The 23779-nt window shown below is 58.7% G+C and carries 19 protein-coding genes and 1 pseudogene; 6 read left to right on the top strand and 14 right to left on the bottom strand.

Annotated elements, in window-relative coordinates:
• The first annotated feature begins 37 nt into the window (after positions 1-37).
• Together BFV97_RS15825 and BFV97_RS15820 are read left to right on the top strand one after the other, a co-directional pair.
• The gene (locus BFV97_RS15825) at positions 38-1696 is read left to right on the top strand and encodes an acyl-CoA dehydrogenase family protein (protein ID WP_069301375.1); all 1659 of its coding nucleotides are present in this window, start codon (positions 38-40) and stop codon (positions 1694-1696) included.
• A gap of 105 nt (positions 1697-1801) precedes the next feature.
• Positions 1802-2194: an META domain-containing protein gene (locus tag BFV97_RS15820; RefSeq protein ID WP_069301374.1), complete on the top strand. Its 393-nt coding sequence runs from the start codon at positions 1802-1804 to the stop codon at positions 2192-2194.
• A 13-nt stretch (positions 2195-2207) separates the two neighbouring features.
• On the opposite strand, the gene recO is transcribed toward BFV97_RS15820, so the two are convergent.
• From recO to BFV97_RS15780, 8 genes and pseudogenes are all read right to left on the bottom strand, one after another.
• A complete protein-coding gene (recO, locus tag BFV97_RS15815) occupies positions 2208-2966 on the bottom strand; it encodes a DNA repair protein RecO (protein ID WP_069301373.1) in 759 nt (252 codons plus the stop codon).
• Positions 2967-2997: 31 nt separating this feature from the next.
• Positions 2998-3693, bottom strand: a complete 696-nt coding sequence (phoB, locus tag BFV97_RS15810) for a phosphate regulon transcriptional regulator PhoB (RefSeq protein WP_069301372.1) — start codon at positions 3691-3693, stop codon at positions 2998-3000.
• Positions 3690-4355 carry a phosphate signaling complex protein PhoU gene (phoU, locus tag BFV97_RS15805; RefSeq protein WP_069301371.1) on the bottom strand — a complete coding sequence of 222 codons (666 nt, stop codon included), beginning with the start codon at positions 4353-4355 and terminating at the stop codon, positions 3690-3692. The genes phoB and phoU overlap by 4 nt, the downstream gene beginning before the upstream one ends.
• Positions 4356-4365: 10 nt before the next feature.
• Complete coding sequence (pstB, locus tag BFV97_RS15800) at positions 4366-5130, bottom strand: phosphate ABC transporter ATP-binding protein PstB (protein ID WP_069301370.1); 765 nt, start codon at positions 5128-5130, stop codon at positions 4366-4368.
• Positions 5131-5134: 4 nt separating this feature from the next.
• Entirely contained in the window at positions 5135-6391 is a 1257-nt protein-coding gene (gene pstA / locus BFV97_RS15795) for a phosphate ABC transporter permease PstA (RefSeq protein WP_216635971.1), read from the bottom strand.
• A pseudogene (gene pstC, locus BFV97_RS15790) lies at positions 6384-7283 on the bottom strand (phosphate ABC transporter permease subunit PstC); the annotation flags it as partial. The pseudogene pstC and the gene pstA, both read right to left, overlap by 8 nt.
• 125 nt (positions 7284-7408) lie before the next feature.
• Entirely contained in the window at positions 7409-8443 is a 1035-nt protein-coding gene (locus BFV97_RS15785; RefSeq protein WP_069301367.1) for a PstS family phosphate ABC transporter substrate-binding protein, read from the bottom strand.
• A gap of 155 nt (positions 8444-8598) precedes the next feature.
• Entirely contained in the window at positions 8599-9072 is a 474-nt protein-coding gene (locus tag BFV97_RS15780; RefSeq protein ID WP_069301366.1) for an Lrp/AsnC family transcriptional regulator, read from the bottom strand.
• Positions 9073-9204: 132 nt separating this feature from the next.
• Here BFV97_RS15780 and putA point away from each other — a divergent pair, with 132 nt between their 5' ends.
• The gene (gene putA / locus BFV97_RS15775) at positions 9205-12675 is read left to right on the top strand and encodes a bifunctional proline dehydrogenase/L-glutamate gamma-semialdehyde dehydrogenase PutA (protein WP_069301365.1); all 3471 of its coding nucleotides are present in this window, start codon (positions 9205-9207) and stop codon (positions 12673-12675) included.
• Positions 12676-12753: 78 nt separating this feature from the next.
• On the opposite strand, the gene BFV97_RS15770 is transcribed toward putA, so the two are convergent.
• From BFV97_RS15770 to BFV97_RS15750, 5 genes are all read right to left on the bottom strand, one after another.
• Entirely contained in the window at positions 12754-13803 is a 1050-nt protein-coding gene (locus tag BFV97_RS15770; protein WP_069301429.1) for an ornithine cyclodeaminase, read from the bottom strand.
• Between the two features lie 34 nt (positions 13804-13837).
• Entirely contained in the window at positions 13838-14794 is a 957-nt protein-coding gene (rocF, locus tag BFV97_RS15765) for an arginase (RefSeq protein WP_069301364.1), read from the bottom strand.
• 329 nt (positions 14795-15123) lie between these two features.
• The gene (locus BFV97_RS15760) at positions 15124-17181 is read right to left on the bottom strand and encodes an ABC transporter permease (RefSeq protein WP_069301363.1); all 2058 of its coding nucleotides are present in this window, start codon (positions 17179-17181) and stop codon (positions 15124-15126) included.
• Positions 17178-18242 carry a quaternary amine ABC transporter ATP-binding protein gene (locus BFV97_RS15755; protein WP_069301362.1) on the bottom strand — a complete coding sequence of 355 codons (1065 nt, stop codon included), beginning with the start codon at positions 18240-18242 and terminating at the stop codon, positions 17178-17180. The genes BFV97_RS15760 and BFV97_RS15755 overlap by 4 nt, the downstream gene beginning before the upstream one ends.
• Positions 18243-18245: 3 nt before the next feature.
• Positions 18246-19199 carry an ABC transporter substrate-binding protein gene (locus tag BFV97_RS15750; RefSeq protein ID WP_069301361.1) on the bottom strand — a complete coding sequence of 318 codons (954 nt, stop codon included), beginning with the start codon at positions 19197-19199 and terminating at the stop codon, positions 18246-18248.
• Positions 19200-19325: 126 nt separating this feature from the next.
• Here BFV97_RS15750 and BFV97_RS15745 point away from each other — a divergent pair, with 126 nt between their 5' ends.
• Complete coding sequence (locus tag BFV97_RS15745) at positions 19326-20204, top strand: DMT family transporter (RefSeq protein WP_069301360.1); 879 nt, start codon at positions 19326-19328, stop codon at positions 20202-20204.
• A gap of 159 nt (positions 20205-20363) precedes the next feature.
• Positions 20364-21341 (top strand): endonuclease/exonuclease/phosphatase family protein, encoded by a 978-nt coding sequence (locus tag BFV97_RS15740; protein WP_069301359.1) that lies wholly within the window; start codon positions 20364-20366, stop codon positions 21339-21341.
• A gap of 14 nt (positions 21342-21355) precedes the next feature.
• Here the strand turns inward: BFV97_RS15740 and BFV97_RS15735 are convergent, their stop codons facing one another.
• Complete coding sequence (locus tag BFV97_RS15735; protein WP_069301358.1) at positions 21356-23137, bottom strand: DNA polymerase III subunit gamma/tau; 1782 nt, start codon at positions 23135-23137, stop codon at positions 21356-21358.
• A 53-nt stretch (positions 23138-23190) separates the two neighbouring features.
• Between BFV97_RS15735 and BFV97_RS15730 the strand changes: the two genes are divergently transcribed.
• Positions 23191-23697, top strand: coding sequence for a phosphatase domain-containing putative toxin (locus BFV97_RS15730; protein WP_069301357.1), 507 nt, complete (start codon positions 23191-23193; stop codon positions 23695-23697).
• Positions 23698-23779: the final 82 nt, after the last annotated feature.

Here is a 23779-nt window from a genome sequence, read left to right as displayed (position 1 = left end):
CGGCAACACCTGAAGCCTTCACAAGGACGAATCCAATATGTTGTTGCCCAATCTGCTGAACACCTGCGCCGCTGCCATCCCTGCTGTTGAAAACGTGGTGGATCGCGCCCGTCAGAAACTTTCCGAGCAAGTCAACATCGACGGGCGTCTGAACGGCAAAGCGCTTGAGGAACACCAGTTCGCGACACACGGGCTTGCGTGGTTCGCGACCTATCTGGAATCCCTGCGGCAGATGCATAAATGGGCCGCGCGACTGGAACAGGACGGCAAATTCAGCGAGCTGGAACAGCTGCTGCTGCAAATCGGCTTTGGCGAATATCTCTGGCAGATCTGGGGCGGCATTCCCATGTCCCAAGGCGAAGTGGTCCGGCTTCAGGATCTTGGCCTGTCGCAACAGGACCAGAAGGCTTTGGCGGTGGAGAGCGTCCAGACCCTGACAGAGGAAGGCAACACACAGGCCGCCCGCGCCCGTCTGGTTACTTTGATGCTGGAACGGGAGGGTGCCGCGACTGTTGGCGCCACCGGACTTGACGAAGAACTGGAAATGATCCGCGACCAGTTCCGCCGCTTTGCCGACGACAAGGTGATGCCATACGCCCATGAATGGCATCTGAAGGATGAATTGATCCCGATGGAGATCATCAAGGAACTGGCGGAAATGGGTGTGTTCGGCCTGACCATTCCCGAAGAATACGGCGGCTTTGGCCTGTCCAAAGCCTCTATGGTGGTCGTCTCCGAGGAACTGTCGCGGGGTTATATCGGGGTCGGCTCGCTTGGCACCCGTTCGGAAATTGCGGCTGAACTGATTATCGGCGGTGGCACCGAAGAACAGAAACAGAAATGGCTGCCCCAGCTTGCCTCCGGCGAGACACTGCCAACAGCGGTCTTTACCGAGCCTAACACCGGCTCTGACCTCGGCTCCCTGCGCACCCGCGCGGTCAAGGACGGGGACGACTGGTCGATCACCGGCAACAAGACATGGATCACCCACGCCGCGCGCACCAATGTGATGACCCTGCTCGCGCGCACCGATCCTGACACCACCAATTACTCCGGCCTGTCCATGTTCCTTGCGGAAAAGACACCGGGTACGGATGACGCGCCCTTCCCCACCGAAGGCATGACCGGCGGCGAGATCGAGGTGCTGGGCTATCGCGGCATGAAAGAATACGAACTGGCTTTTGACAACTTCAAGGTGAAGGGTGAGAACCTGCTTGGCGGTGCGGAAGGTCAAGGCTTCAAACAGCTTATGCAGACCTTCGAATCCGCCCGCATCCAGACAGCGGCCCGCGCCATTGGTGTGGCGCAGAACGCGATGGAAATCGCGCTGCAATACGCACAGGAACGCAAGCAGTTTGGCAAACAACTGCTGGATTTCCCGCGCATTCAATCCAAAATCGCCATGATGGCGGTCGAGATCATGATCGCACGGCAGTTGACCTATCACTCCGCTTGGGAAAAAGACCACGACCGCCGCTGCGACCTTGAGGCGGGCATGGCAAAACTGCTTGGCGCACGCGTGGCATGGGCGGCTGCGGACAACGGGCTGCAAATTCACGGCGGCAACGGCTTTGCACTGGAATACCCCATCAGCCGCGTGCTGTGTGACGCCCGCATCCTCAACATCTTTGAAGGGGCCGCAGAAATTCAGGCGACAGTCATCGCCCGCCGCCTGCTTGAAGTGGGCCGCAACTGATCCCGATTCCGGCGCAGACGGGAGTGCCAAGCTCCCTCTGCGGATTTCCGCCGGTCCTTGTGAACCGCGCTTGCTGAAGCGCGGTTTTTTTGAGACTTACCCCCCATGAAAATTCTCCTCGCCTCCCTCGCCTTTGCCTTGTCCCTGTCTGCCTGCCAGAAGGATGAAACCATCTCCGGTGTCAGCGGGCCTGAAGACCAATGGCAGTTGGTGCGCCTGAACGGAGAAGCGATTGAGGTGCCGATCACCCTGACCTTCCCCGAAAAAGGCCGACTTGCAGGGCAAGCGCCCTGTAACAGCTATTTTGGCGAACAGACCGCCCCGCTGCCGTGGTTTGATACGAATGCTGTTGGAGCCACGCGGCGGGCCTGTCCGGAAATGGAGCTTGAGGGACGTTATTTCAAAGCCTTCAGCGAAGTGACCATGGTCGAGCGCAAGGGCGACACGCTGTTGTTAACCAATGACGCCGGCGGCCTGTTGGAATACCGCCTGCAATAAACGCTTCGGGTGATTACCCCGTTCCGCTATCCTCTGCTGCGTCTTTTTTCGCGCGCCGCGCCAGCAGATGCACCAGACGCCCGCGGGCTTCTGGAAGGGGGCGGTTGCCAAGGGCCGGTGCCAGCCAGCGCTCCAGAAAATAACCGGTGGTTTTGAGCGCATCCAGAATCTCCGGCGACTCCGCCTCTGCCCCTTCTAGTTGCAGGAATACCGGCAGGGGCAGCATCCGGTCCGCATAGGCCGCACCGCTGGAGCGGCTTACCGCCCGCCCGCTTTTGGGCGAAACATAGATCAGTTCCTGCGTCGAACCTGTCGCCGCACAAGACCCCAGATCCAGCCCGTAGCCCAGTTCCTCCAGCAGTCTCAGTTCCCAGATGGCATAATCCGCCTGCCAGCCCTGCCCCGTTTCCAAAGCATCGACCAGATCAATGGTGCGCTGGTATATTTCCGGCAGTTCCATACGCTCTGGCAGCGCAAACCCGCCCAGCGCACAGATCGAACCAAGGGCCGCCAGCGCGGCGCGGTCGCCCATAATGGCACTGCGGGAATGCAGCAATTCCACATGAAAACCGCCGAGATGTTCCTCAAGTCGCGCCCGCCATTCGACCTCTACCTGGTTGCCCGGTTGCAATACAGGGGCCAGCTTGCGGGACGCACCACCGCGCACCACGCCAGCGTGCCGCCCGTGGGTCTTGGTCAGAACCTCAAGTATCACAGAGCTTTCGCCGTGCCGCCGTGCGGACAGGATCACCCCTTCATCGCGCCATTCCATCTGCGCAAGCTAGGGGTAAACCGTGGCGTTCTCAAGCGGTGGTATCAAGGGAATAGCCAAAGCCGCGCACCGTGCGCACAAAGTCCAGATCGCTGACCTTGGCCAGTTGCTTGCGCAGCCGTCCGATATGCACATCTACGGTGCGGGTATCCACGTTCAGGTTGTCGCCCCAAACACGATCCAGCAGTTGATCCCGTGACCAGACCCGTCCGGGCGCTTCCATAAACACCCGCAACAGTTTGAATTCCAGCGGGCCCAGCGGGATCACCGCATCGGCCAGCGTGACCTTGTGCTGCACAAGGTCCATGTTCAGCCCCTGATAGACCAGCAAATCGGTCCCCAACTGCCCCGTGGCCTGCCGCAATCCGGCGCGCACCCGCGCCATCAACTCGCGCACGGAATAGGGTTTAACCACATAATCATCCGCGCCGGTATCCAGCCCGCGAATCTTGTCGTCTTCCTCCCCCCGCGCGGTCAGCATGATCACCGGAATAGTCTTGGTGTCCTTGTTCCGCTTCACCTGCCGGCAGACTTCCAGCCCCGAGGTTCCGGGCAGCATCCAGTCCAAGACAATCAGGTCAATGGACTGTTCCTCGAGGATCAACAGCCCTTCTTCGCCGGTCTCTGCCTTGAAGACCTCATAGCCTTCCACGCTTAGGTTATAGACAAGCATCTCAAGCTGAGAGGCTTCATCCTCAACAACCAGTATTTTCGGACCACCACTCATTGTTCGTACAATTCCCCTGTAACCAGATAGTGCACCTGCTCGGCTATGTTTTTAACCTGATCACCGGAGCGTTCCATGTTTTTGGAAATGAACAGCAAATGGGTGCAGGGTTCGATATTGCGCGGATTTTCCATCATGTAGGTCAGCAATTCGCGGAACAGCGCGTCGGTGCGATCGTTGATTTCGTCATCCATCGCACTGGCGGCTTCGGCTTTGGCCAGATCCCGTTCTACATAGGCTTCCATCACCATCGCCAGCATCGCCGCGATCTTGCCCGAGGTCTCGGACAAGGTGCGCAGGACCGCATTCATTGCAGAGAAATCATCCACCGCCCGCACGCGGTAAGACAGGGTTTTGGCATAATCGCCCATCCGCTCCAGCGAGGAGGAGATTTTCAGCGTGGTAATCGCGCTGCGCAAATCTTCGGCCATTGGCTGGCGCAGGGCAATCAAACGGATCGCCTTGTCGTCGATCTTGTTTTCCAGCGCGTTGATTTCACTGTCCGACTTGGCAACCTTTTTGGCCAGCGCTTCATCGCCGTCCACCAGTGCCTTGCCAGCGTTCAGAACCTGATCGCCCACCTTTGCGGCCATATCCACCAGCATCGCTTCGATTTTCTTCAGGTCGGTATCAAACCGGGTTACAATATGCGTGTGTTCCATGTCTCTGCTCCTAGCCGATCCGGCCCATAATGTAATTCTGTGTGCGTTCATCTTCCGGAGAGGTAAAGATCGTTTTTGTCGAACCGCTCTCTACCAGTTCTCCAAGGTGGAAAAAGGCGGTGCGCTGGGACACCCGCGCGGCCTGCTGCATGGAATGGGTCACGATCACGATGGTAAAGTTGCTGCGCAACTCGTCGATCAGCTCTTCGATGATCGCCGTGGCAATCGGGTCGAGCGCAGAACAGGGTTCATCCATCAGAACCACCTGCGGTTTGACCGCGATGGTGCGCGCAATACACAGACGTTGCTGCTGCCCCCCCGACAGTCCGGTGCCCGGCTGGTCAAGCCGGTCCTTCACCTCTTTCCAGAGCCCTGCCTTGATCAGTGACCATTCCACGATCTCGTCCATATCCGTCTTGGATTTGGCCAGCCCGTGTATCTTTGGCCCATAAGCAACGTTTTCGTAGATAGATTTCGGGAACGGATTCGGTTTCTGAAACACCATCCCCACTTTGGCCCGCAGCGCGACCACGTCCACTTCGGGCGCGTATATATCCTGCCCTTTAATGGTGATGCTGCCTTCCACGCGGCAAATGTCCACCAGATCGTTCATCCGGTTGATGCTGCGCAGAAAGGTGGACTTGCCGCACCCTGACGGGCCGATCAGGGATGTCACCTTGTTTTCGGGGATATCCAGATTGATTTTGTCCAGCGCCTGTTTTTCCCCGTAAAAGACGTTCACGTCCTTGGCCGAGATAATGGCAGTCTTCGACATATTCTTAGAACCTTTTTTCGAACCGGCGGCGCAAGACGATTGCAAGCAGGTTCATTGTTATCAGGGAGAGCAGCAAAACGATGATCGCTGCGGATGTTTTTTCAAGGAAGGCCCGTTCCGGCGCATCCGCCCAGAGGAAAATCTGCACCGGCAGCGCTGTGGCCGGTTCGAGAATGGATTGGGGCACATCCACGATAAAGGCCACCATACCGATCATCAGCAGCGGCGCCGTTTCCCCCAGCGCCTGCGCCATGCCCACAATCGTCCCAGTCAGGATACCGGGAAGGGCCAGTGGTGCGACGTGATGGAAAGTGGCCTGCACCGGACTCGCCCCCATGCCAAGGGCGGCTTCGCGGATGGACGGTGGCACTGCCCGCAGGCTGGCTCTTGCGGCGATAATGATCGTCGGCAATGTCATCAGGGACAACACCAGCCCCCCCACCAGCGGCGAAGAGCGCGGCATGCCAAAGGTGTTGAGCAACATCGAAAGCCCCAGCAGTCCGAATACAATCGAAGGCACCGCCGCAAGGTTGTTAATATTCACCTCGATAATGTCGGAAAACCTGTTCTTCGGCGCAAATTCTTCCAGATAGATCGCAGCGAGAATGCCCACAGGAAAGGAAAAGCAAAAGCACACCAGCAGGGTCAACGCCGAGCCAACCAGCGCGCTCAGGATACCGGCGAGCTCGGGCTCGCGGCTGTCGCCGTTGGTAAAGAAAGACCAGTTGAAGCCGCGCTTCACATCGCCATCCGCAACCAGCCTGTCGATCCAGCCGATTTCCTGATCGCTCAACCGGCGTTCTGATTCATCGACATCCCGATCCACAGTCCCTTTCAACAGGATGTCAAAATCATCCGATGCACGAAACCAGACCCGCGCCTGTGTGCCGATTGCATCCGGATTTGCCAGAACAAAACGCTCCAGTTCAAATCCTGCATCATTGGACACCAGACCGTAAAGTTTGCGCCGGTCGGCCCGTTTGGTGGCCTCGGGAAAGCGGGCTTTCAGCGCGTCTTTTACGATTTTCTCAAACCGTGCGTCCTGCGGGTTGGCAGGGTCCACAGCATCAGGGCCAAGGTCCACGACGATCGCCACATCCGTGGTCGTAAACGCGCCGGAGCCTTTGTAAAGGATCGAACCGACCATCACGACGAGAAAGGCAAGCGAGACAAAGATCGCACCGCGACCATACCACCGGAACCGCTGTTCCGCCGATTTGCGGCTCTTTAACTGGGTGGAAGGAGTGATGAAATCAGTCATATTGTTCCTGATATTTTCTGACGATGCGCAGGGCGATGACATTCAGCACCAGCGTCGTAACAAAGAGCACCAGACCAAGGGCAAAGGCAGACAGGGTTTTGGCGCTGTCAAATTCCTGATCGCCGGTCAAAAGCGCAACGATTTGTGCGGTGATCGTGGTGACAGCCTCTAGCGGATTGGCGGTCAGATTGGCCGCAAGCCCCGCCGCCATCACAACGATCATGGTTTCTCCGATCGCACGGCTTGCCGCCAGCAGCAGTGAACCGGCAATTCCCGGAATGGCCGAAGGCAGCACGACTTTGCGAATGGTTTCGGAATGGGTCGCCCCCATGCCAAGCGACGCATCCCGCAGCGCCTGTGGCACCGCGTTGATCACATCGTCCGACAGAGAGGAAATCAGCGGGATGATCATCATTCCCATAACCAACCCCGCTGCCAGCGCGCTCTCGGAGGACACGTTAAGCCCGACACTTTCCCCGCCGGCGCGCAACAGGGGCGCAACGGTCAGGGCTGCAAAGAAACCGTAAACCACCGTAGGAATACCGGCGAGGATTTCCAGCGCGGGTTTGATCAGGTTACGGCTGCGCTTGCTGGCGTATTCCGACAGGTAAATCGCGGACATCAACCCAAGCGGCGTTGCCACACACATGGCAATGAATGAAATCAGCAGCGTGCCGGTGATCAGCGGCACCGCCCCGAACGCGCCTTCTGCGGCGACCTGATCGGCACGCAGGGCGGTTTGCGGGCTCCACTGGGTGCCAAACAGGAAATCCGTCAGCGGAATCCGTTCAAAAAAGCGGAAAGCCTCAAACAGGAGAGACAAAACAATGCCCACTGTGACAGCAACTGCCACCAGTGAGCACAGGATCAACACCCCCATCACAAACAGTTCAAACCCTTTTTTGCGCTGGGAATGAACCAGATCAATGGTCGCGCTTTCAGAAGTGGCCATCTGCCATATCCTTTGGTCTTGGCTAAGGGGCGCCCGATGTCAGGCGCCCCGAAAGTTCAGGTCGGTTACATCGACAGGTTCATCAGACCGTTGATTGCTTTTGCGCCTTGCTCACGCTCTGCTTCGGTCATCGGGATCAGACCTTTGTCCGCCAGATAACCTTCCTCACCCCAAGCATCTTCAGAGGTGAACTCTGCAAGAAACTGTTCGATGCCAGCAACTTCGCCAACGTGGGCTTTCTTCACATAGAAGTACAAGGAACGGGATACGGGGTAGTCACCCTCAGCGATCAGTTCAAATTCAGGGGCAATACCGTCAATCATGGACCCTTGAACCGCATCAGCATTCTGTTCAAGGAAGGAGTAGCCGAAGATACCAAAGGCATTCGGGTTGGCTTGCAGCTTTTGCACGATCAGGTTGTCGTTCTCGCCAGCTTCCACATAGGCCCCGTCCTCGCGGATGGTGTGGCACAGGGATTTATAGGCGTTCTTGTCGGACTTCTTCAGGTCCTTGACCCAATCAACAGTCTTACAACCGCCTTCCATAGCCAGTTCAACAAAGGCGTCCCGTGTGCCGGAAGTGGGTGGCGGGCCCAGAACCTCAATCTTCACCGCTGGCAGATCAGGGTTGATTTCATTCCACATTGTGTAGGGGTTCGGAGTTGTCTCCCCTGCTGCGCCTGGAACATCCTTGGCCAGCGCCATGAACAGATCACCCAGAGAGATCGACATTTGCGCGGACTCTTTGGAGTTGGCCAGAACAATGCCGTCATAACCGATTTTCGCTTCGACAATATCTGTCACACCATTATCGGCGCACATTTGCACTTCGGATTCTTTGATCCGGCGGGACGCATTGGTGATGTCCGGTGTTTCATCGCCAACACCCGCACAAAACAGTTTCAGACCGCCACCGGAGCCTGTGGACTCTACAACGGGGGTTTTAAATTCTGTGGATTTGCCAAAGCGTTCGGCAACAGTCGTGGAGAAGGGAAATACTGTAGATGATCCAACGATTTTGATTTGATCACGGGCGAAAGCAGGCGCAGCAGCAGCAGAGGCCAGAGCAATAGCGGATACGCAAAGCGTTTTTGTAAACATGAGGTCCATTCCCATTTTTTCATACGGTCCGATTCGTCTCGGATGAGGCGGTGATACGCAGCCGATGTGACGCTCATATTGCAGTTATGTGACACTTGTTCCGCGTTTGTGTAACAGTTCCATGACGCGGATTTCGAACGGGAAAGGTTTCCCCCTTAAAACGCCGGGTTTTGCCCCGCATCCTTGACCGATTCCATCGACACATGGGTTGAACTGTTTGCAACATGGGGCAGGTTGGAAATCACCTCGCCCAGAATCGCGCGATAGCTTTTGATGTCTCTGGTGCGCACTTTCAAAAGGTAATCAAAGGCGCCCGCGATCATGTGGCACTCCTCGATCTCTGTGACCGCACCGACCGCCGCGTTAAAGGCTTGCAAGGCCGCCTCCCGCGTGTCCGAAAGCGTGACCTCGACGAAGGCAATGTGATCCAGCCCCAGCTTGTCCAGATCCAGTACAGCGCGAAATCCGCGAATGTATCCGGTTTCACGCAACCGCTTGACCCGCAACTGACAGGGCGTCTTGGATAAACCCACCAAAGCCGCCAGTTCCGTGATCGCCATGCGCCCGTCCCTGTGCAAGGCTGCAAGGATCTTTCGATCAAATCCGTCTATTTGCCCATCAACTGCCATCTCGACACCCTTTTGGACTGATTTACCGCCTATATTTGGATCATTTCGGGATCAGGGGCAATAACATTAGGCAATCTGCCCGAAACAAACGTGGTATTATCACCCCAGCATAACTCTTTCAGGTGAAACGCCATGACCTCTCTTACCCAATTGCGCCAGAATATCCGTGACCTGCACCTCGCGGATGAGAACCGGATTCTGACAGACCTGCAAACCGACTGCGCAATTCCGGATGCATTAAAACAGGCCGCCACCGATCGCGCCTGCACGCTGGTCAAAGACATTCGCAGCAGCGGTGACACGGGTATGATGGAAGTGTTCATGGCCGAATACGGTCTGTCCACAGATGAAGGCATCGCGCTGATGTGTCTGGCCGAAGCCCTGCTGCGGGTGCCGGATTCCGAAACCGTAGATGCGCTGATCGAGGATAAAATCGCCCCCTCGGACTGGGGCAGCCATCTGGGGAAATCCTCCTCCTCGCTGGTGAATGCGTCTACATGGGCGCTGATGCTGACGGGCAAGGTGCTCCACGACGAAGAACCCGGTATCGCCGCCACGCTGAAATCCGCCGTGCGCCGCCTTGGGGAACCCGTGATCCGCACCGCAGTTTCCCGCGCCATGCGGGAACTGGGGGCGCAATTCGTTTTGGGGCAAACCATCAAGGAAGCCGTCTCTCGCGGCAGTGCCAAGGCCCGCAAGGGGTTCACCTATTCCTATGACATGCTGGGTGAGGCCGCGCTGACTGCAAAAGACGCGGACAAGTTTTACGACAGCTACGCCGATGCCATCACCCAACTGGCAAAACACTGCAAATCCGATGACATCCGCGAAAATCCGGGCATCTCGATCAAGCTCTCCGCCCTGCACCCCCGCTACGAAGTCGGCCAGAGCGAGCGCGTCATGCGCGAGTTGACCGCCTCCACCCGCCGTCTCGCCCGAATGGCGCGCAAGGCCGGTATGGGCTTTAACTTTGACGCCGAAGAAGCAGACCGTCTGGAGCTGTCCCTCGACGTGATCGAAGCCGTGCTGCGCGATCCCGATCTGGCAGGATGGGACGGGTTCGGCGTGGTGGTCCAAGCGTTCGGAAAGCGCTGCTCAGCAGTGCTTGACTGGCTGTACCAGCTTTCCGTTGATCTGGACCGCAAGATTATGGTGCGTTTGGTAAAAGGGGCCTATTGGGACACGGAAATCAAACGGGCCCAAGTGGAAGGCACAACCGGATTCCCCGTGTTTACCCGCAAGGTCGCAACGGACGTGGCCTATATCTGCAACGCGAAAAAGCTGCTGGGGATGACAGACCGCATCTATCCGCAGTTCGCCACCCACAACGCCCACACCGTCGCCGCTATTCTGGAAATGGCCGAGGACAAGACAAACTTTGAATTCCAGCGCCTGCACGGAATGGGCGAAGCGCTGCATGACATCGTTCTGCAAAACGAAGGCACCCGTTGCCGGATCTATGCCCCGGTGGGGGCCCATCGGGACCTGCTGGCCTATCTGGTGCGCCGCCTGTTGGAAAACGGTGCGAACTCCAGCTTTGTAAACCAGATTATCGACGAGAACACCCCGCCAGAGGAAGTCGCCGCCGATCCTTTTGCAGCCCTTGCCACAACGCCACATAGTCCGGTTGCCCTGCCAACGGACATCTTTGCGCCCCGCAAAAACTCGCGTGGCTGGGATTTGCACGATCTGGACGATCTGGCGGAAATCGACGCGGCCCGCACCCCGTTTCTGGATCACCAATGGCAGGGTAAACCGCTGCTGGTGGCCGATGTGCAGGGACAGGAATCCCTTGAGGTCACAAATCCGGCGCGCCCCGAAGACACGGTGGGCCATGTGCTACAAGCCAGCCGCGAAGACGCCGAAACCGCTATCACCAAGGCGCAGGTCTGGAGCGCGCCAGCCTCTGAGCGGGCCGAAGCCCTGCGCAAAGCTGCCGACCTCTATGAAGACAACTTCGGAGAGTTTTTTGCGGTTCTGACCCGCGAGGCGGGCAAAACCCCGATGGATGCTATTGCCGAACTGCGCGAGGCGGTGGATTTCCTACGCTACTACGCGGATGAGGCCGAACGCCTTGCCCCGACCGAGCCCCGTGGCATTTTCACCTGCATTTCCCCTTGGAACTTCCCGCTCGCCATCTTTTCCGGCCAGATCGCAGCCGCCCTAGCCGCCGGAAACGCAGTGCTTGCCAAACCGGCAGAACCCACGTCCCTGACCGCTTTTATTGCCGTAACCCTGCTGCACCGCGCAGGCGTGCCCCTGTCCGCGCTGCAACTGTTGCCCGGTCGCGGCCGCGACATCGGTTCCGCGCTGACCGGCAGCCCGCAGATTAACGGCACCTGTTTTACCGGCTCTACCGCGACCGCGCAAACCATCAACAAATCGCTGGCCGAACACGCCAGCCCTGATGCGCCCCTGATCGCAGAGACCGGCGGGCTGAACGCCATGATCGTGGACAGCACCGCCCTGCCCGAACAGGCGGTGCGCGACATCATCGCCTCGGGCTTTCAATCCGCAGGCCAGCGCTGTTCGGCCCTCCGTGTCCTCTATGTGCAGGAAGACGTAGCTGAACCCTTCCTCGAAATGCTCTTCGGGGCGATGGACGAACTGGTTCTGGGCAACCCGTGGAGTTACGCCACAGACGTCGGTCCGGTGATCAATGAAGGCGCTGCCAAGGGCATTCGCGACCATATCACCGCTGCCCGCAAGGAAGGCCGCGTGCTGAAAGAACTGCGTACGCCCGACACTGGCACCTTTGTTGCACCCACCGTTATAAAGGTGAACGGCATCAAGGATCTGGAACAGGAAATCTTTGGCCCCGTGATCCACGTGGCCACCTACCGCGCTGACCAGCTCGACGCCATTGTCGATGACATCAACGACACCGGCTTTGGCCTGACATTCGGAATGCACTCGCGGATTGACGACCGGATTGATCAGGTCACGGCCCGTCTGAATGTGGGCAATATGTATATCAACCGCAACCAGATCGGCGCGATTGTCGGCTCCCAACCCTTCGGCGGTGAGGGACTGTCAGGCACCGGACCCAAAGCCGGCGGCCCGAATTATGTCAAACGGTTCACGGCGACCAAAACAACCCACCTGCCCGCCACTGACGGTGCAGCGGCAGAGGTGTCAGCGGTGCAATCCGCGCTCGACACGATGAATGCAACCCGCCGCCCGCGCCTGTCGTCCGAACTGCTGCCCGGACCCACGGGCGAAAGCAACCAGCTCTCGGTCTTTGGACGGGGCACAGTCCTGTGCCTTGGCCCAACCGCGCAAGCCGCAGCCGATCAGGCCCGCATCGCCCGCCAGAACGGATGTGCAGCACTTGAGGTTGCACCGAAAGTTACGAACGGAATTGACGGCACCCTGTCACCGGAGGCCCTGAAAACCCTGCAAGGCTTCGATCTCGTCGCCCTGTGGTCCACGTCCGAAGATCAAACCGCCGCCCGCCGCGCCCTCGCCGCCCGTGCAGGCCGCCTGATCCCGCTGGTGACTGGCGACGATCTGGCGGATCGTTGCAAGCTGGAACGCCACATCTGTATCGACACCACAGCCGCAGGCGGCAACGCCGCCCTGCTTGCCTCGGTGGAAGGGTAGACTCCGCTTCCATTTTCGACAAATATCCGCGCCGCAGGCATCCCCCTCCTTACCGGAGGGGGATCTTTCTGTGTCCGGTTATCCGGCCCGCTGGACCATTCCGAACAAATCGCGCGGATCGTCGGGATCGGCCAGCATGTCGAGATCCTGATAAAACATCGTATTCTTCAAACGGTCCCGCACATAACGCAGGGCAGAGAAATCCTCGACCGCAAAGCCGACACCGTCAAACAGGGTGATCTGACGGTCCGAGCTCCGGCCCTTGGCGGTGCCGTTGATCACCTGCCACATCTCGGTCACGGCGAAATCTTCCGGCATCTGCTGGATTTCACCCTCTACCCGTGTCTGGGGCGGGTATTCGACAAATACATCCGACCGCTTGAGGATGTCTGCATGCAGTTCCGTCTTGCCCGGGCAGTCGCCGCCAATGGCGTTGATGTGCACACCTGCACCAACCATATTGTCGGTCAGGATCGTGGCATATTGCTTGTCGGCGGTGCAGGTGGTGATGATCTCTGCGCCTTCAATCGCCTCTTCCGGCGTCTTACAGGCCACCAGTTCCAGCCCCTGCCCTTCCAGGTTCTTCATCGCTTTGGCTGTGGCGGCGCTGTCGATGTCATACATCCGCAGCTTTTCCACCCCGACAATGGCTTTCATCGCCAGCGCCTGAAACTCTGATTGCGCGCCATTCCCGATCATCGCCATGGTCTTCGCCCCTTTGGGCGCCAGATGTTTAGCCACCATCGCGCTGGTCGCTGCCGTGCGCAGGGCCGTCAGGATTGTCATTTCCGACAGCAGCACCGGATAGCCGTTGCCGACATTTGCCAGAAGGCCGAATGCCGTCACGGTCTGCAATCCCTCTTTGGTGTTCTTGGGGTGGCCGTTTACGTATTTGAAACCGTAAACCTCACCGTCCGAGGTGGGCATAAGTTCGATCACCCCTTCGGAAGAATGGCTTGCCACGCGGGGGGTTTTGTCGAACAGTTCCCAGCGTTTGAAATCTTCCTCGATATAATCGGCTATTTCCGTCAGCATAGTTTCCAGCCCGACGTAATGGATCAGCCGCATCATGTTTTCAACGCTGACAAAGGGCACCATGGCGAGCTTTGAAGGGTTCAGTTTGGTCATTTTCATATCTCCAGTCATCTTGTCTTAGGGCGCGTCAATGCACGCCGGGGCCGGTTTTCAGGCCGGAAAAGCTCTCGGTGGGGCGGTCAAAGACACGCCGTCCCATCAGGCTTGCCACCAGATCCACCATCAGCGTGGCGGTCTTGCCGCGTTCGTCAAGGATCGGGTTCAGCTCCACCAGATCGAGGGAGCTGACCAGCCCGCTGTCACAAAGCATCTCCATCACCAGATGGCCCTCGCGGAAGGTCGCACCACCCGGCACGGTTGTGCCCACCGCAGGTGCGATAGAGGGGTCGAGAAAATCCACATCAAGACTGACATGCAGCAGCCCGTTTTGCTCTGCCACCTGTTGCAAGAACCCCCGCAGCAGCGGCGCGATACCGTTTTCATCAATCGCCCGCATGTCATGCAGGATAAAATCGTGACGGGCCATTTCCGCCTTTTCCGCCCCGTCCACAGAGCGCAGCCCGATCATGCAGACCTGCGACGGCGGCACCGGCGCTTCGAGTTCGGGGAAACCGACAAATCCGTCCCGCCCGCAGACATACCCCACCGGCGTTCCGTGCAGGTTGCCCGATGCGGTGGTCAGCGGCGAGTGGTAATCGCTATGGGCGTCCAGCCACAAAACGAACTGCGGCCGGTCCTTTTCTTTCGCAAAAGAAGCAACACCCGAAACCGTCCCGAGCGACAGGCTGTGATCGCCCCCCATAAATATGGGAAACCCCTGTGCCATCGCATCCCGCGCCGCCGTTTTCAGGGATTTGGTCCAAGCAATCGTCTCGCCCAGCGCAAAGACTTCGGGATTTTCGCTGCTGGCGGGCTCAACCGGACCCATCGCCACATTACCCCGATCCTCTACGTTAAAACCAAGCGCCGTCAGCGTATCGGCCAGACCGGCAACGCGGTAGGCATCCGGTCCCATCAGACACCCCTGCCGGCGCTTGCCGGAATCTACAGGTGCGCCGATCAAGATACAGGTTTTGCTATCCATCCGGTGTTCCTTTCTCAAACATGTTAGAGATGCTCCGCTCTCCCGATCTGCCTCAGGGCCGCAAACATCCTATTCGATTAACCACCCTTCAGCGGGCGGGGGTTCTGGAGAGGGGGCTTCAGCAGCTAGCAATGTAGCCCGTGTCATCCCGTCATCGCGCATGTTTCGAGGGCCATCCCCCGGCGGGAACCATACGCACCTGCGCTGTTCCTGTGGTCTTCTTAAAGGATATTTCCGCCAAGTAAACACTTTCGACCCTCACCCTGCCTGTGGGTCGCGGTTCGGGAGGGACGCAAGCCCCCCCCCGATGATTTCAGTGCCCGCGCAGGCTACAGCCCCAGCGCGTTGCGGCGTTCTTCGGCAAACCCCTGCACCAGCCGGTCCGCCACCAGTGCAAGCATAGCCATCGCCGCCCCTGCAGTAATACCAAGCCCCACATCCGCGCGGCCAAGCGCAATGTAGATGGATTGCCCCAGTCCGGTGGTGCCGATCAGGGCCGCAATTACCAGCATGGCAAAGGCATAAAGGATCGTCTGGTTCAACCCGAGCAGGATCGTCGGTGCCGCGTAAGGTGCCCGCACCTCGCGCAGGATCTGCCACTCCGTCGCCCCGCTTGAGGTTGCTGCCTCGATCATGTCGTCCGGCGTTGTCACCAGCCCGTGCCGTGTGTAGCGGATCATCGGCACGATGGCATAGGCAATGATCGCAAGAAAGGCGCTGAACTCTCCGATCTGGAAGAACATCAGCATCGGGATCAGAAAGACAAACAGTGGGATGGTTTGCAACATGTCACAGACCGGACGGATCACCGCCCAAGCGGTCGTGCTTACCGCGGCCCATAGCCCCAGCGCCCCGCCAAGCACCGCACAGGTAAACACCGCCGCACCCGAAAGATAAAGCGACAGCAAGGCGCGGTCCCAAAGGCCGGAAATCAGGATCAACCCCAACAGACCGACACAAAGCACCGACAACCGCCAGCCAGAAGACACCCATCCCAAAGCCCCGACGCCCACCAGCACAAAAATCCACGGCAGTTGTGTAACACCGGTTTCAATCACCCCGATCAGCACCAGCAGGCACAGTCCCAGCGTCAGGCGTCCCTGCCAGGCAAGCACCGCCGCAACAACTACACCGATCGCATAGACCCAAGCGGACATGGCCGAAGTCCACTGGAACCCCCAAGTGAAGGGCAAAACCGCATCATCCAGCCCGATCCGCAACGGCAGCAGCACATAAAACATAGCCGTGTTCTTCACAGTATCGAGCGTGGACCCGTAATTGCGGGTAAAATCCCCGACAGACTGATCAACCGTATCCGCAACACCGCCAAAATAGCTGAGCGTTCCAGCCGCAGGCAGGATGTCCCGCAAGGCAATCGCCGCCACAAGCGAGGCCACGATGATCCACCAGACCACCCGTGTGGAATAGCGGCGACGCTCCTGCGCGAGGGCACCGGACATGCGGTCGATCACGATGGCAAAAACCACAATCACCAGCCCTGCCAGAAAGGATTGCCCGAACTGCGCCTTGCGCATGGTCAGCAGGACTTCCCAGCCAATATCGTTAAATCCGCCGATAACGGCGGCGATGATCACCATCGACAGCGCAGCCATCAGGCTCTGGTTCACGCCGACCATGATCTGCGTCATGGCACTGGGCAACTCCACCAGAAACAACTGCTGCGCACGGGTGCCACCGGACATGACAGCCGCTTCCTTGATGTCAGAGTCCACCCGTTCCAGCCCCAAAAGCACATTTCGCGCCATAGGGGGGGCCGCATAGATCGCGCTGGCAATCAGCCCGACCACCGGACCAAAGCCGAACAACAACAGCAAAGGTGTCAGATAGGCAAAGGTCGGGATGGTCTGCATCAGGTCCAGCACCGCCTCAACCGCCTTTTTCACGCGGCTGACCTCATAGGCCAGAATACCAATCGCCGTGCCGAGCAACAGCGCCAGCGGCACCGAGACAAACACCAGCGCCAGTGTGTTCATGCTTTCGACCCAGTAACCGGAGGCCAGCACAAACAGCAGACCGAAAAAGCCGAGTGCCGCCATTTTAAGACCGCCAAGATACCAGCCAATGGCGGTTGTGACGCCGATCACCACCACCCAAGGCGTTGACACCAGCAGCCAGTTGGCCCCCGCCATGCCAAAGCCGAGCACCCAGCTCACCCAGCGCATCGCCGGTTTAATAGCCTCGAAAAACACGCCGAGCCCTTGGGAAATCCAGTCGGACATCGGAACCGTCAGCACCGAAGGCCAGGCCACCAGCCACGGTGCATAGGGGGTCGCCAGCAGACAAACCAGCCCCACAAGCACCACCAGCGCCGCCGCCTGTTTGCCCTTGCTGTCCAAAGCCCCCTTCAGGGGTGATCGCGCCGTCATGAGGAATGCGCCTCGCCCACCGCGCGGGCCAGTGCCTCGGGGCGAAGCACCCCGACCACTTTGCCATCCCCGTCCCGCACAGCCATCGGCTGGAAGGTCAGGGCACAGGCGCTTAGCGCGTCATCAAGTGTCATTGCAGTGCGCAACTCCGGCCCGCCCGCATCGGTCTCGCCCCGCACAGGTTCCATCAGTGCGGCAAGGGTCATGTGGCGGCCCTTAGGAATGTCGCGGCTGAATTCGCCCACGTAATCATCCACCGGATTGAGAACGATCTCGCTCGGCGTGCCGATCTGCACAATGACCCCGTCCCGCATGATCGCAATCCGGTCGGCCAGCTTCAGCGCTTCCCCGATGTCATGGGTGATAAACACGATGGATTTACGCAATGTGGCCTGAATATTCAAAAACTCGTCCTGCAACTGCCGCCGTATCAACGGGTCCAGCGCCGAAAACGGTTCATCCAGAAACCACACGTCAGGATTCACCGCCAGCGACCGTGCAATGCCGACACGCTGCCGCTGCCCGCCTGAAAGCTCACGCGGGTAGGCATCCTCGCGCCCGCCCAACCCGACAAGCTCGATCACCTCCATCGCCCGCGCACGGCGTTCCTTCAGGCCAACCCCCTTCATTTTGATCGGGAAGGCCACATTGTCGATGACGCTCATGTGCGGAAACAGACCGAAATGCTGGAAAACCATGCCCAGCTTCTCGCGGCGCAATTCGATCATCCGGCGCTTGCTGGCGGCAAGTATATCCTCGCCCGCCATCAGAACACTACCGCCCGTCGGTTCCACCAGACGGGACATGCAGCGGATCAGGGTGGATTTACCCGACCCCGACAGCCCCATAATCACAAACAGCTCGCCCTCTTTCACCGTAAAGCTGGCGTCCTGCACCGCAGGGATCAACCCCTGCTCCTTTAACCGGCGGGCCACACCATCCGTTGTGGCCGCACCGGGTGTTAATAGCTCGGACAGCGCAGGTCTGGCACCCTCGCCAAAGACCTGCCACAGACCATCCACCGCAATCGCCGGAGTGTCCGGCCCGCCTGTCCCTGTCATGGTTTAGTTGATCGCCGCATCTACAACGGGTTTCCAGCTGGATTCATTCGCAGCCATCCATTCCGCGACAACCTCTTCAACCGCGTTGCCGTCCACATCTACAGCCCCCATGAGCGGTTGCTGAGTTTCGGTGTCCAGCTTGAAATTCTTTAGGATTTCATAAGCCGCAGGCCATTTCTCTTCAAAGCCAGACCAGCTCGTTTTGAACACCCGCGAAGCGCTGAAATCACAGTCACTGGTTTCATTCGGGTTCACGCCCCATGACGCATCGGTGAAACAGGCTTCTTCCGCCGCAGGCAGATCAACAAATTTCACATCATAAGCCGACATCGCCCAATGGGGTTGCCAGAACACGATCAACAAGGGGGATTTCTTTTCGGTAGAGGCCCGCAATTCCGCAATCAACGCACCTTCGGACCCTGCCGGAACCGCCTTGAACGGCAAGCCAAGCCCCGTCACACGATCTGCACCCGGTGTGCCCCAATCCGCCGGATAATCCACCAAACGGCCCATCGGCAGGGTTTCTGCAGTGGCAAACTTGCCTGCACAGTCCTTCAATGCCTCCCACGCAGGCAGACCGGGGCAGATTTCTTCTACGTGGCTTGGATAGGCATAGCCTTCCCGTGCCACCAGACCCAGATCGGAAATTTCGGTCACAGTGCCCTCGGCTTGCAGTTTGGCAAACTGGTCGGACACGTTGGACGACCAGACTTCAACCGCAGCATGGACCTCGCCATCGGCCATCGCCTGCCACATGTTCATATAGCCCGCCGTGGTGTATTCTACGGTGTAACCTGCCGCTTCCAGCATCCGCCCCGCCATATGGGTCGAAATATGCTGACCGGTCCATTCATTCACCGCCAGTTTGATCGGCTCGTCAACAGCCCCCAGTTCAGCCGCTTGCGCCGCAGCGGAAAGTGCCATAACCGAGACGGCGGACAACAATAGTTTCTTCATGTGTTTCTCCCTGTTGTGTTTTTATTGACTGATGAATCAATATAAATAGAGTTGCCCGGCACCTGACAAGTTTTTATTGCAAAAATTGGTCGTCGCCGGCCATCGATTGACGAAAGCATATATTAAATGACCAGAACTTCCTACCTTCCGGTGTGGCTCGCCTTCATCTGCGCCCTGTTTTGGGGGCTGTGGTGGCTTCCGGTGCGCGCACTCGAATCATCCGGACTGGACGGGGCTTGGGCTGGCACAGCCATGAACGCAGGGGCGCTTCCGGTCCTGTTGCTGTTATTCTTCGCCCGCCGCGCAAACCGCCGCATTGATCTGCGGGTCATGGCCAGCGGTGCATTGATCGGTGGAGCCATGATGCTTTATTCCGCCGCAATTACCGAAACCACGGTGGTCCGCGCAGTTCTGTTGTTTTATCTCGCACCGGCTTGGGCCATTGCCATTGAATGGATGTTCATGGGCCGCCGCCTGCGCTGGATCAACGGGCTGGCGCTATTGCTTGCGGCAGGCGGCGTCACCCTGATCTTTCGGGGCCAGATCAGCCTGTCCCACTGGAACGCCGGCGATTTGCTGGCGTTGCTGTCAGGGATGTGCTGGGCCGTTGGTTCTGCCCTGATCTTCACCGGTCCGGACATTGGCGCGCGAACCCTTGGTCTGTTCGGATGTACCGGCGGCATGGTGATCGGGGCCATCCTTGCCTTTGGCACCGGCCACAGCCTGCCAACACCGGCTGATCCGTTGGAACCCATGCTGCTCGCCCTCGCCAGTGGCATGCTTTACATCGCGCCCGTGCTGGTTGTCACGCTCTGGTCCGCCAGACGGTTAAACCCGACACTATTGTCTTTTCTGCTCACCGGCGAAATCATTTCCGGCATCTCCACCAGCGCGTTTTTTTTGTCCGAACCGTTCGGCTGGCCTGAACTGGCCGGATCGGCGCTGGTGATCTGCGCCGCGCTCACCGAAGTGCTCCGCCCTGCCCCCAAGCCCGCCGCGGCCTGACGCCCAAGGGCTTCAATGTTCCAAAAATACTCAAAACACCGCTGCAACGCGTCAAAACGCAGGTAATTTAACGAAGAACATGCAAAACTCTTTCCTATAAGGCACCAGCGCACTAGCTTTTTGAAGCCAAGGTTCCGAAACACAAAGGAAAGCTCGTTAATGGTCACACTCTACAAGGCGCTGCTCTGGCTGGTTTTTCTGTCCGTCGCCATAACAACAGCGCTACCGTTCATCCCGTCAAACGAGTGGTGGATCAGGGGTTGGGACTTTCCGCGTTTACATATTGCAACATTGGCCGCAGTCTGCTGCCTTGCAACGCTCTGGCTGCGTCCGGCCGGTTTCTTGTGGATCACCATCCTCAGCCTTGCAATCCTTGGCTACCAGTCGGCCAAAATCATGCCCTACACCTCGCTTTACCCAAGCGAACTGGCACTGGAGCCGCTTCACCCCGAGGCGGAAACCTTTACCGTGACCTCGATCAACGTTTTGAAAGAAAACGAAGACCGCGACCGGATTGCCGATTACATCAAAAAAGAGCAGCCCGCGGTTCTGTTGCTGATGGAAACGGATGACACCTGGCGTGCATCACTGGCCGAGGCCTTGTCCCGGTATGAAACTGTGGAATATCACCCCCACAAAACCCACTACGGAATGATCTTTGCCACAAACCTTGTGGTGGAGGAATTCGCCTTCCGACTTCTCAGCAGCAATGACACCCCCACGGCAACTGCCCTGCTGGTGGCCCCGAACGGGGCGCGGTTCAGCTATATCGGGCTGCACCCCAAACCCCCTATTCCGGGCGAGGACACGGACGAACGGGATGCGCAGCTTCTAAAAGCGGCAACCATCGCCCACCGACTCGGCCTTCCGGTAATTTGCATGGGGGATTTCAACGATGTGGCTTGGTCCCGCACCTCCAAACACATCAAGGAAAAGGGCGATTTCCTCGACCCCCGTGTGGGGCGCGGGTTCTATTCCAGCTTTGATGCGACACATCCGCTGCTGCGCTTTCCCATCGACCAGCTTTTCGTGACTGAAAAGGTTAAAATGGTGTCCTTCGGGCGCGGTCCGCATGTGGGATCAGACCATTTCCCGATGGAAGCCACGGTTTACATCGAACCTGTGCTGTCCCAATAGCGCCTTTCGCCGGCTCAATCGTCCTCGAACGGGTCCCAGTCATCGTCGAGCATTTGCGCTTCGAGTTCTTCTTCGGGATCGGCGGTGATTTCTTCCAAAGAGCGAATATCGCGGATTTCTGCCCCCGGAAAACGGGACATCGCCGCCATCACCAGCGGATGCTGCATGGCGCGGCCTTGTAAATCACTGCGATGGGCGGCCTTTTGTTCCGCGACAGTTTCCGCACCACCTTCAGAGACAACCGACACCCCCCAGCGCACCCCGGTCCATGTTTGCAACCGCGCCGCCAGCCGCGAGGCCAGATCGGTCGGCGCATCATCGGTGGGCTGGAATTCAATCCGTCCCGGTGTGTATTTGGCCAGTCGCAGATAGTTTTCTACCTCCACCAGCAGCTTCATATCCCGCCGTGCGCGGATTAGATCGACCACCTGATCAAAACACACATACCGCGCCAGCGCCTGTTCGGATTCCGGCTGGCCCGACGCCATAGCGCCGCCGCCGGCGATCATCGCAACAGGTGCACCGGACGCCGGACCGCCGCCGATCGTGCCTGCATTGGGGATGCTACCGCCCTGTGTCGGGGCGCCTGCACCGCCGCCTGCGCCACCTCCGGGCATCGGGGGGGGCGGCGGAGAATTATGCAAACGGCGCACCAGATCTTCGGGGCTTGGCAGTTCGGCCACATGGGTCAGCCGGATAATCGCCATTTCAGCCGCCATCATCCCGTTCGGCGCGACCGAGACCTCTTCCAATGCCTTCAAAAGCATCTGCCACATGCGCGTCAGCGCCCGCATCGGCAGGCTTTCCGCAGCGGTCTTGCCCCGCGTCCGTTCATCCGGTGAAACGGTGGGATCGTCTGCGGCTTCGGGCGAGATTTTGATGACGGAAACCCAATGGGTCACTTCCGCCAGATCCCGCAGCACTGCCAGCGGATCGGCGCCCTCGGCATATTGTCCCGACAATTCGTTCAACGCCCCGGCCGCATCGCCCTTCATGATCATGTCGAACAGATCAAGCACCCGCCCGCGATCCGCCAGCCCCAACATGGCACGCACCTGATCGGCGCTGGTTTCGCCAACCCCGTGGGCAATCGCCTGATCGAGCAGCGACATGGCATCGCGCACCGAACCTTCTGCGGCCCGCGCAATTAGCGCCAGCGCGTCCTCGGCCACTTGTGCGTTTTCCTTTTCCGCAATCTTTTGCAGATGGGCGATCATCACTTCCGGTTCGATCCGGCGCAAATCAAACCGCTGACACCGGCTGAGCACCGTGACGGGAATTTTGCGAATCTCGGTCGTGGCAAAGATGAATTTGACGTGTTCGGGGGGTTCCTCCAGCGTTTTCAACAGCGCGTTGAAGGCGCCATTGGACAGCATGTGAACCTCGTCGATAATGTAAATCTTGAACCGTGCAGATGCTGCGCGGTAATGCACGGAATCGATAATCTCGCGGATATTGGCCACACCGGTATTAGAGGCTGCGTCCATTTCCATCACGTCCACATGACGCCCCTCGGAAATAGAGACACACATATCGCAAACACCGCAAGGGTCCGTGGTCGGCCCGCCCTGCCCGTCCGCCCCGATACAGTTCATCCCCTTGGCGACAATCCGTGCTGTCGTAGTTTTGCCAGTGCCGCGAATCCCAGTCAGAACAAAGGCATGGGCGATCCGGTCCGCTGCAAAAGCGTTCTTCAGGGTGCGCACCATCGCATCCTGACCGATCAGGTCTTCAAAGGTGGCGGGACGATATTTGCGCGCCAGAACCTGATAGCCTGTGTTTGCCTCTTGCGTCATAACCTACCCTGTACCACGTTAGATTCGTATCCCTTACAAAACCCTAAAGCATCATGCCAGACTTCACCATATACCCGATCCCCCTTTCGCGCGGAACGCTGGGCATTTCCCCGCTTCCCGGACGCGGGGGCCGGATGGATGCGGATATGATTGCGCTGCTGCGCTGGAATCCAGATCTGGTTCTGACCATGACCACCCGCGCCGAAATGGAGCGGGCCGGATCAAACGATCTGCCAGACCGTCTGGCAGAGGCTGGCGTGCAGTGGATACATCTGCCCATAGCGGATTTCGGCGCACCCAAAAGCAATACCGAGGAAAACTGGCCCGAAGCCTCCCGCGCGGCGCGGCGTGTGTTGCAAAACGGCGGCAAGGTGTTGTCCCATTGTTTTGGCGGTCGCGGGCGGTCGGGTATGATGGTCATGCGCCTGATGGTGGAACTGGGGGAACCGGCAGATGCAGCCCTTACAAAAATCCGCGCCGTGCGGGCCGGTGCGGTGGAAAACAGCAAACAACGGGACTGGGCCGCTGCGGGCCGCGTGCAGACTGATCTTTCCGAATAATTCCGACAATTGAGTCTGTGACGAATGTGATTCCGCGACGCATATTTGGTGGGGGGGGGGGGGGAAAGTGAGAGACTGGACA

This window comes from Neptunicoccus sediminis, from assembly GCF_001719615.1.
Taxonomy (GTDB): domain Bacteria; phylum Pseudomonadota; class Alphaproteobacteria; order Rhodobacterales; family Rhodobacteraceae; genus Amylibacter; species Amylibacter sediminis.
The sequence above is the reverse complement of the archived record's forward strand: the minus strand, read 5'-3'. Positions and strand labels throughout refer to the sequence as shown.